17 protein-coding genes are annotated in these 16,443 nt (G+C 37.4%); 8 read left to right on the forward strand and 9 right to left on the reverse strand.

Features of this window, described 5'->3' with window-relative positions:
• Window positions 1-52 precede the first annotated feature (52 nt).
• Genes tsaD through FVB32_RS15740 form a run of 3 tightly spaced genes read left to right on the forward strand, consistent with a single transcriptional unit; the run spans window position 53 to window position 2,156 of the window.
• Window positions 53-1,081, forward strand: a complete 1,029-nt coding sequence (tsaD, locus tag FVB32_RS15730) for a tRNA (adenosine(37)-N6)-threonylcarbamoyltransferase complex transferase subunit TsaD (RefSeq protein WP_147744780.1) — start codon at window positions 53-55, stop codon at window positions 1,079-1,081.
• A gap of 37 nt (window positions 1,082-1,118) precedes the next feature.
• Window positions 1,119-1,445, forward strand: a complete 327-nt coding sequence (locus FVB32_RS15735; RefSeq protein WP_147744781.1) for a TfoX/Sxy family protein — start codon at window positions 1,119-1,121, stop codon at window positions 1,443-1,445.
• A gap of 3 nt (window positions 1,446-1,448) precedes the next feature.
• Window positions 1,449-2,156: a 16S rRNA (uracil(1498)-N(3))-methyltransferase gene (locus FVB32_RS15740; protein WP_147744782.1), complete on the forward strand. Its 708-nt coding sequence runs from the start codon at window positions 1,449-1,451 to the stop codon at window positions 2,154-2,156.
• Here the strand turns inward: FVB32_RS15740 and FVB32_RS15745 are convergent.
• Entirely contained in the window at window positions 2,153-2,938 is a 786-nt protein-coding gene (locus FVB32_RS15745; RefSeq protein WP_147744783.1) for a DUF1223 domain-containing protein, read from the reverse strand. The two genes, FVB32_RS15740 and FVB32_RS15745, sit on opposite strands and share 4 nt — an antisense overlap.
• Window positions 2,939-2,977: 39 nt before the next feature.
• Between FVB32_RS15745 and FVB32_RS15750 the strand changes: the two genes are divergently transcribed.
• The 3 genes from FVB32_RS15750 to FVB32_RS15760 all read left to right on the forward strand — a co-directional run bounded on the left by FVB32_RS15750 (window position 2,978) and on the right by FVB32_RS15760 (window position 5,918).
• Window positions 2,978-3,628, forward strand: coding sequence for a DUF4159 domain-containing protein (locus tag FVB32_RS15750; protein WP_147744784.1), 651 nt, complete (start codon window positions 2,978-2,980; stop codon window positions 3,626-3,628).
• A gap of 3 nt (window positions 3,629-3,631) precedes the next feature.
• Window positions 3,632-4,732, forward strand: a complete 1,101-nt coding sequence (locus FVB32_RS15755; RefSeq protein ID WP_147744785.1) for an AI-2E family transporter — start codon at window positions 3,632-3,634, stop codon at window positions 4,730-4,732.
• Window positions 4,733-4,805: 73 nt separating this feature from the next.
• Window positions 4,806-5,918, forward strand: coding sequence for a THUMP-like domain-containing protein (locus FVB32_RS15760; protein WP_317132219.1), 1,113 nt, complete (start codon window positions 4,806-4,808; stop codon window positions 5,916-5,918).
• Here FVB32_RS15760 and FVB32_RS15765 read toward each other — a convergent pair.
• From FVB32_RS15765 to FVB32_RS15800, 8 genes are all read right to left on the reverse strand, one after another.
• A complete protein-coding gene (locus tag FVB32_RS15765) occupies window positions 5,915-6,625 on the reverse strand; it encodes a M15 family metallopeptidase (protein WP_147744787.1) in 711 nt (236 codons plus the stop codon). The genes FVB32_RS15760 and FVB32_RS15765 overlap by 4 nt on opposite strands.
• Window positions 6,626-6,630: 5 nt before the next feature.
• A complete protein-coding gene (locus FVB32_RS15770) occupies window positions 6,631-7,356 on the reverse strand; it encodes a carboxylesterase family protein (protein ID WP_147744788.1) in 726 nt (241 codons plus the stop codon).
• 8 nt (window positions 7,357-7,364) lie between these two features.
• Window positions 7,365-7,886 carry a 5' nucleotidase, NT5C type gene (locus FVB32_RS15775; RefSeq protein ID WP_147744789.1) on the reverse strand — a complete coding sequence of 174 codons (522 nt, stop codon included), beginning with the start codon at window positions 7,884-7,886 and terminating at the stop codon, window positions 7,365-7,367.
• A gap of 111 nt (window positions 7,887-7,997) precedes the next feature.
• Window positions 7,998-9,035, reverse strand: coding sequence for a LacI family DNA-binding transcriptional regulator (locus tag FVB32_RS15780; RefSeq protein WP_147744790.1), 1,038 nt, complete (start codon window positions 9,033-9,035; stop codon window positions 7,998-8,000).
• A 2-nt stretch (window positions 9,036-9,037) separates the two neighbouring features.
• Complete coding sequence (locus FVB32_RS15785) at window positions 9,038-10,168, reverse strand: glycoside hydrolase family 26 protein (protein WP_147744791.1); 1,131 nt, start codon at window positions 10,166-10,168, stop codon at window positions 9,038-9,040.
• Window positions 10,169-10,176: 8 nt separating this feature from the next.
• The gene (locus FVB32_RS15790) at window positions 10,177-11,793 is read right to left on the reverse strand and encodes a sodium:solute symporter (RefSeq protein WP_147744792.1); all 1,617 of its coding nucleotides are present in this window, start codon (window positions 11,791-11,793) and stop codon (window positions 10,177-10,179) included.
• 9 nt (window positions 11,794-11,802) lie between these two features.
• Window positions 11,803-13,128: a xylose isomerase gene (gene xylA, locus FVB32_RS15795; RefSeq protein WP_147744793.1), complete on the reverse strand. Its 1,326-nt coding sequence runs from the start codon at window positions 13,126-13,128 to the stop codon at window positions 11,803-11,805.
• An 8-nt stretch (window positions 13,129-13,136) separates the two neighbouring features.
• Window positions 13,137-14,618 (reverse strand): xylulokinase, encoded by a 1,482-nt coding sequence (locus FVB32_RS15800; protein ID WP_147744794.1) that lies wholly within the window; start codon window positions 14,616-14,618, stop codon window positions 13,137-13,139.
• A gap of 334 nt (window positions 14,619-14,952) precedes the next feature.
• Here FVB32_RS15800 and FVB32_RS15805 point away from each other — a divergent pair, with 334 nt between their 5' ends.
• Together FVB32_RS15805 and FVB32_RS15810 are read left to right on the forward strand one after the other, a co-directional pair.
• On the forward strand, window positions 14,953-15,330 hold the full coding sequence (locus FVB32_RS15805; RefSeq protein WP_147744795.1) for a hypothetical protein: 378 nt from the start codon (window positions 14,953-14,955) through the stop codon (window positions 15,328-15,330).
• A gap of 96 nt (window positions 15,331-15,426) precedes the next feature.
• A complete protein-coding gene (locus FVB32_RS15810) occupies window positions 15,427-16,404 on the forward strand; it encodes a TonB-dependent receptor plug domain-containing protein (RefSeq protein ID WP_147744796.1) in 978 nt (325 codons plus the stop codon).
• The last annotated feature ends 39 nt before the right edge of the window (window positions 16,405-16,443 follow it).

The following is a 16,443-nucleotide window of genomic DNA, read 5'->3' on the forward strand; positions in this document are numbered from 1 at the left end:
TGATAGGGCTTTATGTTTTACCTTTGCTTGACCAATTTTTGTTCCAAAACCTGTGGCAAATAAAAAAAATTACATTCTTGCAATAGAATCTTCTTGTGATGATACTTCTGCAGCCGTTTTGTGCAATACAAAAGTGCTAAGCAATGTGGTGGCAACACAAGAAATACACAAGCAATATGGGGGTGTTGTTCCAGAATTAGCATCCAGAGCCCATCAACAAAATATTGTTCCAGTGGTACATCAAGCCTTGGCCAAAGCAAATATCGATAAAAAACAACTATCTGCCATAGCTTTTACAAGAGGTCCAGGACTTATGGGCTCTTTATTGGTGGGAACTTCTTTTGCCAAGTCATTGGCCTTGGGTCTTGACATTCCATTAATTGAAGTAAACCATATGGAAGCTCATATTTTGGCACACTTTATTGATGATGAAAGCATGACTGCACCTGAGTTCCCTTTTTTGGGCATGACGATAAGTGGAGGGCATACGCAAATTGTTAGGGTAAACAGTTATTTTGATATGGAAGTGCTAGGCGAAACATTGGATGATGCGGTAGGCGAAGCTTTTGATAAAAGTGCCAAATTAATGGGGTTGCCTTATCCTGGTGGACCATTAGTAGACAAAAATGCACAACTTGGGAATCCAAGAGCGTTCGACTTTCCAAAACCTAAGGTTGAAGGGCTTAATTTTAGTTTTAGTGGATTAAAGACTAGTATTCTATACTTTCTAAAGCGTGAAACCAAAAAAAATCCTGACTTTGTGGATGAGAACATCAACGATATCTGTGCTTCCGTTCAGTATACCATATTGGAAATTTTAATGGACAAACTCAAACTTGCCGTAAAGCAAACTGGGATTCAACACATCGCAATTGGCGGTGGGGTTGCCGCCAACTCAGGTATTCGAAAAAGGTTAAAAGATGCGGAGAAGGAACTGGGATGGACAACATATATTCCTAAATTTCAATATTGTACAGATAATGCGGGTATGATTGGCATTGTAGGGTATTTAAAATTTCTAGAAGGGCAATTCACCAATCAAAGCGTTGGGGCCAAAGCCAGATATGCGATTGGAAGTTGATGGTTAAATCTTTACCTTTTTACGTTCAAACATAAGAATGGCATACAACGAAGAACTAGCAAGCAGAATTCGGCATGCATTAACAATGTTTCCGGAAGAATTTACCGAAAAGAAAATGTTCGGGGGAATAGCCTTTTTACATCAAGGAAAAATGACCGTTGGTCCAGTAAAGAATGATCTAATGGTTCGTGTTGTAGGACATAAAATGCCAGACATCTTAACACATGACTTTGTAAGGCCTATGGATTTTACAGGTAAACCCATGAAAGAGTTTATTTTTGTCTCTCCTGAGGGTTATAAAACCGAAGAACAACTTCAAAACTGGATTGAATTGGGTTTGGAGCACGCAAAAAGTAAACTATAATTTATGCAACTCTTTTACAATCCTTCACTGGACAATAGCTCTAAACAATTCTTTTTCACAGCTGAGGAAAGCAAACATATCCTAAAAGTATTGCGAAAGAAAGAGGGAGATGTTTTACACATCACCAATGGCAAGGGATATTTGTTTAAAGCGGAAATTCTAATCACTGATTTACAAAAATGTAAAGCACAAGTAATTTCCACCAAAAAAAGCATTCCCAAACGATACGCCCTGCATCTTGCCGTGGCACCAACCAAAATGAACGATCGCTACGAATGGTTTTTGGAAAAGGCCACAGAAATAGGAGTGGATGAAATAACACCCATTATTTGTGAACATTCCGAGCGTAAGGTGGTAAAGTTAGAGCGCATGGAGCGTGTGTTGCAATCAGCAATGAAACAGTCGTTGCAAACCCGTTTGCCCAAATTGAACCCCCCAATTTCTTACAAAGATTTTATGCGTCAAGAAATGGACAGCCTAAAATTTATTGCGCACTGTGGTGAAGGTGAAAAAATGGAACTAAAAAGAAGAGTGGCAGCAGACAGAGACCTTGTTATTCTTATAGGCCCTGAAGGTGACTTTTCAAAAACCGAAATAAGTTTAGCATATTCTAAAGGTTTTGTGCCTGTATCCCTAGGAAACAATCGCTTACGAACTGAAACAGCGGCAATTGTAGCATGTACAACTGTCGTCATTATCAATAGCTATTAACGCACAATTGGTGCTTTGATTGCTCCAGTAATATCAAGGTTATCGGCTTCAATAAGAACCATGAGGGTCAAATTATCATTCGAGGACACTAACTTAGGAATCGCTATTGAGGATGTACCTTTTTGAGTGGTAACAGGAATATACTTTTCTGCCACAACGATATTGCTGTTCTTTAAAACCCTGTTTCTATTTTCCCCTCTTTTAACCGAGGTAGTGCGCTCATCCAATACCAAAACAACCCTAAGCTGCTTGTTGGTAAAATCCCCATCAACCGTATAATCAAATGATATTGAACTCCCACTTGTTTTCTTTACATCAAGATTTATTGCATTTGCTGCTTTTTTTGTTTTGTATACATTCAGTTTGGAATACATTTTCGATTGGTTAGAACCAACAAAGTGCTCTTTACCATTAATAACCAACTGAGGAGTATAATTGCTTCTATATCTAAACTTACTATTGTAATCCCTTTGCTTTTTTGTATAGACAGATTTACTAAAAGGATCTTCCCAACCTATATAGTTCCAATAGTCCACATGATAAGACAACGCATACACATTTTCAGGGTATTCCTTTTTTACCTTTTCCAAGAGTACATCGGCTGGTGGGCAACTAGAACACCCTTGTGAGGTAAACAACTCTAAAACTATGGAAGGCATATATGCCTCACTTTTAACAACGCTATTTTTCTCTTCTGCTATGTTTTCTTGTTTACCAGTATAAAATGCCATCAGAGACATTCCTATAAAGACCATGGTAGGAATTATGATTTTTTTAAACATGAATACTGTATTTTTGATTTCTTAGTTATTCGTGGGAAAATGAAACAACTTACCAAGCTGTGTGGTTTTTTAACTTTTTTTGTGATAAGCCTATGTCACGGTCAAGAAATAGCTGTATTGAAATACGGTGGTGGTGGGGATTGGTATTCTAACCCAACAGCTCTGCCAAACTTAATACAGTTTTGCAATAGTAACATAGGCACAAAAATTAATCCAAAACCAGAAACCGTGGAAGCCGGTAGTGTTTCCATTTTCCAATACCCCTACATTCATATGACAGGGCACGGAAATGTCTTTTTTACAAATGAAGAAGCGGAAAACTTAAGAACTTACCTAATGTCGGGTGGTTTTTTGCATATTGATGATAATTATGGCATGGAGCCTTATTTGAGGAGGGAACTAGAAAAAGTATTTCCAAATAAGCAATTACGAGAACTCGGCGGTGATCATCCTATTTTTAATCAGAAGTATAAATTCCCAGCCGGCTTGCCCAAAATCCATGAGCATGATGGCAAAAGACCACAAGCTTTGGGCATTTTTGATGAAGGGAGATTACTACTACTCTTTACCTTTGAAAGTGATTTAGGAGATGGCTGGGAAGATCCTTCCGTACATAACGACCCAGAAGAGGTCAGGCTAAAAGCACTCCAAATGGGAGCCAATATTGTAGAATATGCCTTTAAAAGCTAGTTTATGACTTCAAAAATAATAGCCAATGGAATTTTAAGGGCGGTAACCATTATTGTAGGGGTTGTTCTTTTAGCCTATTTTTTATTTAAGATTCAATCCGTTTTGGCTTATCTGGCCATTGCAGCGGTAATTGCACTTTTAGGGAGGCCTGTAGTGCTTTTTTTAAGGCGAAAATTAAAATTTCCCAATACCCTTGCCGTGATAGTTACAATGGTTTTTATGCTAGCCATTTTTCTTGGAATTTTAGCACTCTTTATTCCTTTGATTTCCGAACAGAGTAAAAACTTATCCCTTCTAGATATTGAAGCTTTAAAAGCCGATGTAAATACACTCTATTTACAAATTCTTGAATATTTTGGTGCTACTACAGCTAATGTTACCCATTTGATTGAAGACTCGGATTTGGAGAAAAATGTATTGGAAGGGTTGGATTTGGGATTCATACCAAACTTCCTTAATTCATTTGTGAACACCTTAAGTAATTTTAGCATTGGTCTTTTTTCCGTTCTTTTTATATCCTTTTTCTTTTTGAAGGACAGCAAACTTTTTCAAAATGGGATGTTGACTTTTGTTCCAGACAATAAAGAAAGTAATTTGGTGAAATCTGTTGATAAAATCAATGGATTATTATCCCGATATTTTGCAGGAATCCTACTTCAACTTTTTATTTTATTCGTTATTTATACCATTGCACTTTTGATTGCTGGTGTCGAAAATGCCATTGTAATTGCATTCCTTTGCGCGCTCTTTAATATCATTCCATACATTGGTCCAATCATTGGTGGTGCAATCATGATAACGTTGACGATGACCAGTTTTCTAGGGGCAGATTTTAGTACTATAATTTTGCCCAAAGCGCTATACGTTTTTATAGGTCTGATCATTGGTCAACTTATTGACAATTTCTTTTCCCAACCTTTCATTTTTTCAACAAGTGTAAAATCACATCCTTTAGAAATTTTTCTTGTGATCATCATTGCTGGACTTGTTTTTGGTGTTGTTGGCATGGTGGTAGCAGTACCCGGATATACTGCAATAAAAGTGATTTTAAAAGAGTTTTTGGCTGAAAATTCAGTAGTGAAAAAGTTGACTAAAAACTTATAGTTTTAGTTTGAATGAGCATATTTTAAATACTGGTGTACAGAATTTTATAAATAAAAATTGGAATGCTGACATCATGTCAGTTTTACTAAAAAAGCAACTTTTTGAAGGAATTTCGCAAAAAGAGTTGGCTGAACAGCTAGAAGCAAAAAAAAAGTGCAAGGACAAACTCCCCTCTTGGTTTAATACCGCTAACATTTATTACCCAAACAAACTCAATATTGAGCAAACGAGTTCAGAACAAACAGCTCGTTACAAATCCAAACTTATCAGCGGGGAAACACTCTTGGATTTGACGGGTGGATTTGGTGTTGATACTTACTCCTTTTCAAAACAATTTGCTGCTGTTTTTCATTGCGAAATCAATCAAGAATTAAGTGAAATTGCAAAACATAATTTTGAAATACTTGATCAACACAATATCACGTGTATTTCTGAAAATGGTCTTCAATTTCTCAAAAGTACCATTCAAAAATTTGACTGGATTTACATTGACCCTTCCCGAAGAGATGATGCAAAAGGAAAAGTTTTTTTGTTAAAAGATTGTTTGCCCAATCTACCTGAAAATCTTTCTTTTCTCTTTGAGAAAACCAAGTATGTTTTGATTAAAGCTTCTCCCCTTTTGGATATTTCCCAAAGCATTAAAGAACTGGATTTTGTAAAGGAAGTCCATATAGTGGCTATCAACAATGAGGTGAAGGAGTTGCTTTATATTTTGGAATACGATTTTAAACGAGAGACTACTGTCCATGCTGTAAACCTCACCCAAGATAAAGAAGTTCATTTTAGTTTTGCGCTGCAGGGAGAATCAGCTTCGATTATAGCATGTGGTTCTCCAGAAAATTATTTGTACGAACCCAATTCCGCTATTTTAAAATCTGGAGGGTTTAAATCTGTAGCGAAAGCCTATGACGTGAAAAAGCTACACCAACATTCGCATCTATATACCTCTAACTCTTTGGTTGATTTTCCTGGAAGAAAATTTGAAATAAGGAATATTCTCCCCTATTCTAAAAATGCACTAAAAGAATTAAAGCTTTCCAAAGCCAATATCACTACTAGAAATTTCCCTATATCTGTGGCAGAACTGCGCAAGAAACATAAGATTAAAGATGGTGGGGATGTTTATTTGTTTTTTACCACGAACCTGAACAGTGAACTTGTGGTTCTCATGTGTAAAAAACCTTAGTCTTTACATTCCCATTTAAAATTGGCCACTTTATCATTGGAGCCAGCCGAGAGATTGTAATGCCACCATTCCGTTCTAATGGACCAAAAACCATGGGCCTCCATCGTTTCTTTTAGAAGTTTTCGATTGGACAATATTTCTTCTGGTAAATCCAAATTGTCGTGGTATGCCCTTTTTCCAAAAAAATCAAAGTCAGTTCCCATATCCAATTCATTACCTTCTAAATCAACCAGAGTAATATCCACTGCTCCTCCTTTATTATGGATAGATCCCTTTATCGGGTTTGCAACATATTGCGGATTTGGAACAATCTCCCACATTTTGTATTGGACAGAATTTGGTCTATAACAATCGAAGAATTTTATTTTTACTCCCTTTTTTATAAAATCCCTATTCGCTTTAATCAATGCTTTAGCTGTCTTAACTCTAGTATAGCACTCCGCACAATCGTATACTTTTGCCTTTAGAAAATTATTTTCTGTGGCATAACGCAAGTCATACGCAAAGGCTTCACTATAATCAGCCAAACGAACAAAAGTGGTATCGGCCATGCCTTCAAACGTTTTTAGCTTTTTTTCCGGAACGGGAGCCACCTCAACCAAAGGTTCAATTTTCTCCTGGGTTTCTAGAACCTTTTGTTTTTTAACTACTTCTTGCCGACAGCCAAAGAGAACCAAGGCAATTAAAAAAAATAGATGATGTTTCATTTAATTCATTCCTGTTTTTGGGCTGTTAACCATTCGTACAATTCTTCCGTGGTATAGGCCCTACCCCATGAATTATGCCCTACATCTTTATATCTAGTGTACCTCACATCATAATTCATTTCTTTGAGCTTGGCTACCATTTTATCAGATTCTTCAACAGAAATTACCTCATCTCGGTCTCCATGAAATACCCAAATGGGCATTTTCTTATTAATCCAATGGGCATAAGGCAAAGGAGCCATTCCGCATACCACGGCCAGTGCTGCGAACTTTTTAGGGTATTGTGTGGCCAATTCCCAAGACGCACTTCCTCCCCTACTTAAGCCGCTTAGGTAAATTCGTTTTTTATCAACGTTGCTGGTTTCTACAATAGAATCTAGCAGTTTCATAATTGCCTCTGTATTCCACCACTTTCTCCTGTAAGGATTTTGGGGCGCTAGTACTAAAAAGGGGAACTGTTTCCCTTCGACCAAAAGTTTAGGGGGTCCGTTCTTTTTTATTTCTTCGAGCTTGGCGCCCGACTCGCCTCCGCCATGTAAGAAAAGCAATAGCCCAAATCCTTCTTCTTTATCTGATTCATAACCCTCGGGATAGTATAAATAATACTTTAGGTTTTCAGTTGTCACGGTTTGCAGCTCATCCTCAATAAGTTGGGACTGTGCTGAACAAGATTCAAAGAGAAATAAGGTACAACAGAAAAGGGCTTTTAGCAAAAAATAGGGCTTTTTCATGTCCTAAGTTACAAAAGTTTGTCTGCTATTTCTCTCCAAGAATTTGCGCGGTCAAATCCTTGGGTGTTAACATTGTGTGGGGATGTAAATATGATGGTCTTGCCTTTAAAACTATCCAAATTATAACTGCGGTCATCAATGAGTACGTCTCCTTTTAAAATATGCTTATCTCCGCATAGGATTCGCTTTTGCCAAGGAATAAAGGGAAAGAACTCATCCAGCCAATCAGACTTTTCCCTGAGCGAGTTTGGAAATTGAGTGGCAGCTGAGGCGATATAAACTTCATGTTTTTTGCTTAGTTCCGCCATTACTTCTTGACTGTCTGGAATGACTTTAAGGTCTTGAAAAAAACCTATTTGCCATGCATGATTTTTAATACTTTTCTGATGTGCTTCTGGTACACATTGCCATGCTTCTTTCCCAAGGCATTCTTCTATTCTAAGTGCTGCGTTGAACTCTTTGTTATACAATTCTATATGTGCTCCATACGTATCAGCAAGCACTTCGTCCATATCTACAAATAAGGTCATTTAAAAAATTTTAAGTTCCGAAGGAATGAAAAATGAATGTATTTACAAACTGTAAAAGGAAAAGATAATTGTAAGTTAATCTTTAATCATAACGAAATGGGGGCCTTTCTTTTAATAAGACGATGAATTTCCCAGAATCTTTTTTGTTGAATCTCGTTCTATTAAACTGGTTTTTACAAGTTTTGTGGTGTAGGGCATATCTCCTTCTTTCTCAATGCGATCAATAAGTATATTTGCCGCTTGTTCACCTATATACTGACCATGTTGACTTACCATGGTCAAGGCTGGTGAAACATACTTTGAGAGACGTCCATTGGTAAATCCAACAATAGATATTTCTTTAGGTACTTCAATGTCTTTCGATTTTAAGATATTAAGGGTATCTACCGCGGTAATTTCATCCAAGGCTATAATGGCATCAATTTCTTTATTATCCAATAGTAAGGATATCAATAATTGTAAATCGTCATTTTTTCTTACCTCAACAATAAGTCTTTCATCATATTCTACACCATTTTCCTTGAGTGCTTTCTTGTAACCATCAACTCTCAATTTTCCAACACTAGAATTATATATAGCAGAAACTATTACAATTCTTTTACATCCCGTTTTTAACAAATGCTTAGTTGTCTTGTAACCTGCTTCAAAATCATCAACAACGACCTTGTCGCAATCTACCTCTTCTGAAACTCTATCAAACATCACTAAAGGAATTTGGTTCTCAATCAAATTTTGAAGGTGTTCGACATTTCCTTTGGCCTGTGTTTCTTCAGATAAAGATAGAATAAGGCCTTCTACTGTTCCTGTACTCAACAACTCTACTGTCTTTAGTTCTTTCAAGTAAGATTCATCCGAAATACAACTTATAATGCTGTAGCCTCTAGAATTTGCCGTCTTTTCAATTCCGTAAAAAACTAGTGTGAAAAAATAATTAAGAATATTGGGCACTATTACCCCAATGGTCTTTGTGTTTTTTTTTAGCAAACTAAGGGCAACATGATTTGGTCTGTAATGGTGTTCTTTGGCATATTTCTGAATTTTTTCCTTTAGCTCCTTACTGATTTCATGACTGTCATTGACTGCTTTTGAAACCGTAGAAATGGATACTCCAAAATTGGCTGCAATATCTTTTAAAGCTATCTTTTTCATAATTATTTATTGTTATACAATTTATCGTATAACTCTTCTGAAGACAGAATAAAAGGTGCTCTTGAGGTTCGCTCTCTCCATCTTCTACTTATAGTGTCGCTTAATTGCAGGCGAGCATCAATTTTTTTAAAAGTTGGGTTTTGGAGCCACATAGGGTGGGAATCCCAATGGCAGTTAATATAGTGCACAGCCTTTACCACGTCAAGATTAGTATTAATAGTATTGAAAAAAGGTAAAAACCACTCATCCCATGCCATTTGAGCCTGTCTAGGGTTTGACAATTGCATTTCTTTAGTGATTCCTTGGTTTTCTTTTGGGTCCCAGACTAAATCAGAAGATGTTGGTGTAGCTTCGGCTATAAATACTGGCTTCCCTTTAGATCTTGCAAATTCAATCATTTTTTGCTTTTTCCATCCATTGAAAAAAGAGAATCCCAACCAATCTACGTAATCATCGCCAGGGTACCATTTTTCCAAATGCTTTTGGTCAGGAGCCATAGTCCCCGAAGATTGCCAAACATATGCAGTATTGTTAACCCCTCTTGCTCTTAATTTGTCAACAATATGCTTGTAAGCCGCAATGGCGGACTTTCTATCATAATGGTTCCAAGGGCCGTCAAATTCGTAAGCGATACGCAAGAATACTGGTCTATTTCCTAAAGAAATTAAAAAATCTCCAAATTTATCAATATACATATCATGGGTGCCGTCCGCTACCCTTTTTTCATGGTTCACAAATTGCAGACCAATGGCTAAAGCCATATTGGAATAATCAGGGTCATTATGCTGTAACATGGCATTATAGTCATTATCCCCCCAATCATGTGTTTCCCAAAGTCCATCCAATCCACGTTGTCTTCGGTAAAAAGAATATTCTCCTGGGTTTATATTTGTGTAAGTAGTCCATCCCGCAGGTTTATCAAAATGGTTCAAATATCCATCATTATATTCCTCTAACCCCCCAACGGCTTCCAGTTCTTGACCAACAAATAGTAGAACTCCTTCTTTTGGTTCAAATTTGGCCAACTTACGTTTTCCGTTTTCCGCTGGAGTCGCAGATATTTCTTGTTGTTTGATGGGTTTGCAGGTGACCAGCAGAAAAAGAACCAAAATGGATATAAGTGTATTTTTCATAATTCGTTTTATCCAGTGAAGTATGATAAAACCAAAACGACTATCACAATCAAAAATACTGAAAGTATAATGTCAATAGCTGATATACTTTCTTTGTTCAATTGTTTGTCTTGGGCGCTTAACGTGCCAAAAGAAAGCCCTTTAATAAGCGAGTAATCTGGTGGATTGGTAGCAAGACTAACACTGATACAGATAACAACCGAAAGGATAAACATAAAGATGGCCATATGCGCAAAATTGATTGTTGCAAAAGTTAAAAGGGCACCTGATAAATCAGTTTGGTATATTTCTGCTAAAATCCTTAGTGCAGCCATCAATAATCCTGAGAACAGGGTTACAATCGCAGCTTTTGAATTTACCCTCTTCCATATCACTCCTAACAAGAAAACTGCTGTTATGGGCGGAGCTATATACGATTGAACACTTTGTAAATATTGGTACAATACCCCGCCCCCTATTTTTTCCATGATTGGAATCCAAATAATTCCGAGAACTACTACAATGGAAGTCGCAATTTTACCAACATTTAAAAGCTTTTTCTCCTCGGTTAACGGTTTTAATTTTTTATAGATATCTATAGTGAAAATTGTAGAGCAAGAGTTAAAAACCGATGCTAATGAACTCATTAAGGCAGCCATTAACCCTCCAGCAACCAATCCTTTTAAGCCAACAGGTAAAAGTGTTTTTACCAATACCGGGAATACTTCATCACTTTTCTCATAGGTAAGTACTCCTTGCTTGGCGAGGGCAAAAGCTATGATACCTGGTATTAAAAAGATGAAAATGGGCAGTAGTTTCAAATAGGCTCCAAAAATGGCACCACGCCTACCGATTTTAATATTATTCGCCGCTAAGGTTCTTTGAACTATATATTGATCAGTACACCAATACCAAACCCCCACAATTGTTCCTCCTATGAGCATTCCTGTCCATGGAAAATCTGGATCAGATATTGGGCGCCACATATTAAAATGTTCGCTACCGGCAACAAGTCGGAGTTCTTCCCAACCTCCTACTTTCTCCAACCCTAGGTAGGTTATAATCAAAGAGCCAGCAATCAGAATTATTGTTTGTAATGTTTCGGTATAAATAACTGCTTTCATTCCTCCAATAACGGTATACGCTCCTGTAAAAATCACAATACCTATTGCTCCATACCAAAAAGGAATTCCTAACAATTCCGAGACCACGATTCCACCTGCATAAATGGTTACGGAAACCTTGGTGATGACATAACCCACCAATGAGAATACTGAAAGAAACCATCTAGATCGGCTATCAAAACGTTTCTCTAAAAATTCGGGCATAGTAAAGGCCTTACTTCTGAAATAGAAAGGAAGGAACAACCAACCCAAAAGCAATACAATCCAAGCATGCAGCTCGTAATGTGCCATTGGCATGCCAGATTCCGCACCTGTACCTGCAAGCCCTACAACATGTTCAGAACCAATATTAGAAGCAAAAATGGAAGCACCGATGACAAACCAGCCAACATTTCTGCCGGCTAAAAAATAGTCTTCCGTATTCTTGTTCTTTTGAAGCACCACCCAAACAGCTACCCCAATGAGGGCTGCAAGGTATGCTCCCAAAACCCACCAATCAGCTGTTTCTAATATTGATTCCATGTTTAAGGTTTACGAATATTGATTTAATATGTTTTCAAACAACTCTTGTTTTCCACTGATTTGTTCTGGTTCACCATTTTTACCTGCATACTCATACAAATCCGTTAGTGATAATTTTCCCTGAGCAAATTCTGAACCTTTTCCCTTTGTAAACGAGGAATATCTAGTATCTAACAAAGACTGATAGGGCGAATTTTCCAATACGGCATTCGCAATTAAAAGTGCTCTTGCAAATGTATCTGCGCCGCCAATGTGTGCATGAAAAATGTCTTCTAAATCTGTTGAATTTCGTCTTGTCTTAGCATCAAAATTTACGCCACCTCCTTGCAGTCCTCCAGATTTCAGAAAAACAAGCATGGCTTCAGCAGTTTCCATGACATTATTCGGGAATTGATCCGTGTCCCAACCATTTTGATAATCCCCTCTATTAGCATCAATACTTCCGAGCATACCTGCATTAGCTGCCACCTGAAGTTCATGCTGGAACGTGTGCTGTGCCAACGTTGCGTGATTTACTTCTATATTTAATTTGAAATCATTTTCGAGTCCATACTCCCTAAGTGAATTGATTGATGTGGCCGCATCAAAATCGTATTGATGTTTTGTGGGTTCCATAGGTTTCGGCTCTACAAAAAAGACTCCTTTAAAACCTTGGCTTCTGGCATAATCTTTTGCCATGTTCAAAAAACGTCCGATATTGTCTTGCTCCAATTTCATGTCGGTGTTCAAGAGAGACATATAGCCTTCGCGTCCTCCCCAGAACACATAATTTTCACCTCCAAGGGCAATTGTAGCATCCAAGGCAATTTTAATTTGTGCCCCTGCTCTTGCCACCACATCAAAATTTGGATTGGAAGCCGCACCGTTCATATACCTAGGATTAGAAAAGCAATTAGCAGTTCCCCAGAGTAATTTAACTCCCGAAGCTTCCTGTTTTTGTTTGAGGTATTCCACAGTTTTTTGAACTCTCTTTTCAGATTCAGCAAGTGTAGCTCCTTCATCTACAAGGTCATGATCATGGAAACAATAATAATCAAAACCCATTTTTGTGATGAACTCAAAAGCGGCATCTGCCTTATCTTCTGCAGCTTTTATAGGATCAGAAGCTGTTGACCAAGGAAAAACCTTAGTTCCAGGGCCAAAAGGATCTCCGCCAGTACCGCATAAGGTGTGCCAATACGCTACCGCAAATTTGAAATGCTCACGCATGGTTTTACCAGCTACAACTTGGTCTGGATTATAAAACTTAAATGCCATAGGATTATCAGAGTTCTTGCCCTCATATTTTATTTCTCCTATCCCTTTGAAAAATTCTTTATCTCCTAAAAGTGCCATTCTAAATACTATTTGTTTATTATTAATCCGAGTTCTTTTTTCCAGTCATTATATGCCTTCTGGTATTGTTCTCTATCCTTAAAAGGCATATAGGTCATTACATGGTCGTTTTTCATGAAAGATGAAAAAGTATCATATCCATTTGATGCTATTGTGCATGCTCTAGCCGCTCCAACCGCGCCAGTGGTATTATATATTTCAATCTCTTGTTGAATTAGGGTAGCAATGGTATTCGCAAATATTTCAGAACGGAACAGATTATCATTTCCAGCCCTGATTACTTTAGCTTCAATACCGTCAGATTTCATAAGCTCAATACCATAGATAAATGAGAAGGCTATGCCCTCCAATGCCGCCCTACATATATGTGCTTTTGAATGTCTGTTTAGATTAAGGTTAACGATTCTGGTTCCAATGTCTTGGTTTAAGAGCATTCGTTCGGCTCCGTTACCAAATGGAATAAGACAAACACCATCAGATCCAATTTCAATTTCAGAAGCCAACATATTCATTTCTTCATAAGAAGTCACTGCCAAGTTATTTAATAACCATCTATACTGAATTCCTGCGCCGTTGATACAAAGTAGTTTACCAATATTCTTTGCAATGTTTTTTTGATAATTGACATGCGCAAAATTGTTCACACGAGAACTCTCTTTGACTGAAAGGTTATTGGTTATGGCATATACTACTCCTGACGTGCCACCTGTTGCTGCCACTTCACCCGGATGGAACACATTTAATGAAAGTGCATTGTTGGGTTGATCCCCTGCTCTATACAAAATCGGAGTCCCTTCTAACAATCCACTTTCTTCCGCCCCTTTTGCAGAAACTTTTCCTTGATTGCCAAAAGTGTCAACAACCTCTGGAACTAAATTCTGTGGTATTTGAAAGTGATTTAATATATCTTCTGAAATAGCATCTTTTTTAAAATCCCAAAAAATACCTTCTGATAAGCCTGAGATAGTCGTGTTTATGGCATTAGAAAAGCGATAAGCAAGGTAATCGCCGGGTAACATGAATTTGGATACTTGTTTAAAAATTTCCGGTTCATGTTCTTTTACCCAACCCAATTTTGATGCAGTAAAATTGGATGGGGAATTCAACAGATTTTCATCACATGCAAGCTCTCCTATTTCTTGATAGGCCTTATTACCAATTTCCACTGCCCGACTATCACACCAAATTATGGATTTACGCAAAGGCTCCCCCTTTTCATCAACAATGACCAAACCATGCATTTGATAAGCAATGCCTATTCCAACAATATCTTTTTCTGCAACATTATGGGTCTTTTTAATTTTTTTGATTCCCTTACAAACAAAGTCCCACCAATCTTCTGGTTTTTGTTCGGCCCATCCTTTTTGAAGAGCATACATGGACATTTCTTCTTCAGGCTCTTGAACAACTCCTATGTTCTTTCCGCTACTGCGTTCCACCAAAGCTATCTTAACTGATGAGCTGCCTAAATCTATTCCTAAATAATACATAGATTCCTAAATTGTTGGACTTACTCAAATTTAAAGAATGCTTGTTCTAAAAAGGGAGTTGAGGTTGTAATTTAATCAGGAAGGAGGCTAAGCAGTAATTCGCTAAGTATATTCAAAATATCATAACTATTTTATAATCATACAGTTATAAACAATTTTAGAATACGAAAACTTTTCGAAAAGGTTTTCGTGATTTTTGGTGTAAATACAATTTTCAGCCTTTATTGTTTCAATTAGGATGGGTTGGGAATCATTTTAAATAATAAAAGACATTCTTATCCTTATTCTGACAATTATCATATTTTGCGCATAACCCCTGAATTACTTTTGGATTGTGAAAAAAATCGCAATCATATTATTCTCGATTTCAATTTTGGGAAAACCCCTATACCCTATTGCAGAGTATATCACAAACTATGACTATATCGTGAACAACCTATGCGAGAATAAAAACAAACCAGCATTAAATTGCGATGGAAAATGCTACCTCTCCAAACTATTGGCACAAGAGTCCAAGCAAAGTGAAGAAAATCCGTTCGGAGAAAAACAATCCCAAACCGAAGTACAACATATTTTCTTCTACAAATTAACTTCTCAAATTGATTTTGGGGAGGATTTATCACAAGCATCAAAAGACAATTTCGAAATTGTTTCCTTATTGATTTCAACTCCATTTATTTCAGAGATTTCTGAACCGCCAGAAGCATCCTAATTCAGCTTTTTGTACTTGCTTTTTTATTCGGATGGTTTTCTCATCCAAAGAAAGCATGTACCCTTCATCTTTTGAATTAGTCTAAAATACAATCTTATGAAAACCGAATATAGCATTGGGCTTCACCATTCTATTATAGGTGCGATAAAAGGCAAAAAAATAGTTTTTGCAGTCCTGTTGTCCATAATATTTCATTGGCAAAGTGCTGCCCAAGAACCAAAAGTAGTTTTAGTGACAGATTCTATATTGCCTGTGCACTTAGAGGAGGTAATTGTAATTTCCTCTTACAACAAAGCATTGGAACATAAGTCACATCACAAACCCTTATCCACTTTAGATGAGTATCTAGAATCCTCAAAAAAAGTGAACATGATTAAAAGAGGTGCATACGCGTGGGAACCGGTCCTCAATGATATGAGTTCAGAGCGCCTATCCGTAACCATTGACGGCATGCGTGTTTTTGGTGCATGTACGGATAAAATGGATCCAATAACTTCTTATGTTGATGTTTCTAATCTCTCCGATGTTCATGTGGCATCTGGTCAACAGGGTGCAGAACAAGGAGCAACTATAGGGGGTGCTATTGATTTAAGATTGGAGAAAAGTAATTTTATTCCCAAAGGATGGGTGGGTTCTGTTGAGACTGGTGGTGAAACCAATAACGAAGCTCAAATTATAGGTGGCGAACTGAATTACTCCGACGAAGCATTTTATATTGACACCGATATTATTTATAGAAAGGCCGAAAACTATACGGCAGGTGGTGGTGAAGAGGTTGCATTCTCTCAATTTGAAAAATACAATATATCCGCTAATGCAGGCTACAAAGTTTCAGATGATCAGCAACTATTGGCCAGTTTCATCTATGATGAAGCTAGGGATGTGGGCTACCCCGCCCTACCTATGGACGTCTCATTGGCAAGAGCATTTATTGGTTCCATAAGCTGGAAACAGTCCAACTTTATAGGTGATTTAAAAAACTGGGAAACCAAGCTATACGCAAATTCCATAACACATATTATGGATGATAGCCAAAGACCAGATGTGCCCATACGAATGGATATGCCTGGATGAAGTGATACCTACGGCTACTACTCTCAAACAGAACTTACA

It is taken from the genome of Flagellimonas hymeniacidonis (assembly GCF_008040165.1).
Lineage (GTDB): Bacteria > Bacteroidota > Bacteroidia > Flavobacteriales > Flavobacteriaceae > Flagellimonas > Flagellimonas hymeniacidonis.

What these genes read in the sequence shown, in the direction of transcription:
- FVB32_RS15740 (WP_147744782.1), top strand. Translation starts at nt 1,449, where the DNA reads ATGCAACTCTTTTACAATCCTTCACTGGACAATAGCTCTAAACAATTC.
- xylA (WP_147744793.1), bottom strand. Translation starts at nt 13,128, where the DNA reads ATGGCACTTTTAGGAGATAAAGAATTTTTCAAAGGGATAGGAGAAATA.
- FVB32_RS15755 (WP_147744785.1), top strand. Translation starts at nt 3,632, where the DNA reads ATGACTTCAAAAATAATAGCCAATGGAATTTTAAGGGCGGTAACCATT.
- FVB32_RS15735 (WP_147744781.1), top strand. Translation starts at nt 1,119, where the DNA reads ATGGCATACAACGAAGAACTAGCAAGCAGAATTCGGCATGCATTAACA.
- FVB32_RS15810 (WP_147744796.1), top strand. Translation starts at nt 15,427, where the DNA reads ATGAAAACCGAATATAGCATTGGGCTTCACCATTCTATTATAGGTGCG.
- FVB32_RS15800 (WP_147744794.1), bottom strand. Translation starts at nt 14,618, where the DNA reads ATGTATTATTTAGGAATAGATTTAGGCAGCTCATCAGTTAAGATAGCT.
- FVB32_RS15780 (WP_147744790.1), bottom strand. Translation starts at nt 9,035, where the DNA reads ATGAAAAAGATAGCTTTAAAAGATATTGCAGCCAATTTTGGAGTATCC.
- FVB32_RS15790 (WP_147744792.1), bottom strand. Translation starts at nt 11,793, where the DNA reads ATGGAATCAATATTAGAAACAGCTGATTGGTGGGTTTTGGGAGCATAC.
- FVB32_RS15785 (WP_147744791.1), bottom strand. Translation starts at nt 10,168, where the DNA reads ATGAAAAATACACTTATATCCATTTTGGTTCTTTTTCTGCTGGTCACC.
- FVB32_RS15745 (WP_147744783.1), bottom strand. Translation starts at nt 2,938, where the DNA reads ATGTTTAAAAAAATCATAATTCCTACCATGGTCTTTATAGGAATGTCT.
- FVB32_RS15775 (WP_147744789.1), bottom strand. Translation starts at nt 7,886, where the DNA reads ATGACCTTATTTGTAGATATGGACGAAGTGCTTGCTGATACGTATGGA.
- FVB32_RS15750 (WP_147744784.1), top strand. Translation starts at nt 2,978, where the DNA reads ATGAAACAACTTACCAAGCTGTGTGGTTTTTTAACTTTTTTTGTGATA.
- FVB32_RS15770 (WP_147744788.1), bottom strand. Translation starts at nt 7,356, where the DNA reads ATGAAAAAGCCCTATTTTTTGCTAAAAGCCCTTTTCTGTTGTACCTTA.
- FVB32_RS15765 (WP_147744787.1), bottom strand. Translation starts at nt 6,625, where the DNA reads ATGAAACATCATCTATTTTTTTTAATTGCCTTGGTTCTCTTTGGCTGT.
- FVB32_RS15760 (WP_317132219.1), top strand. Translation starts at nt 4,806, where the DNA reads ATGTCAGTTTTACTAAAAAAGCAACTTTTTGAAGGAATTTCGCAAAAA.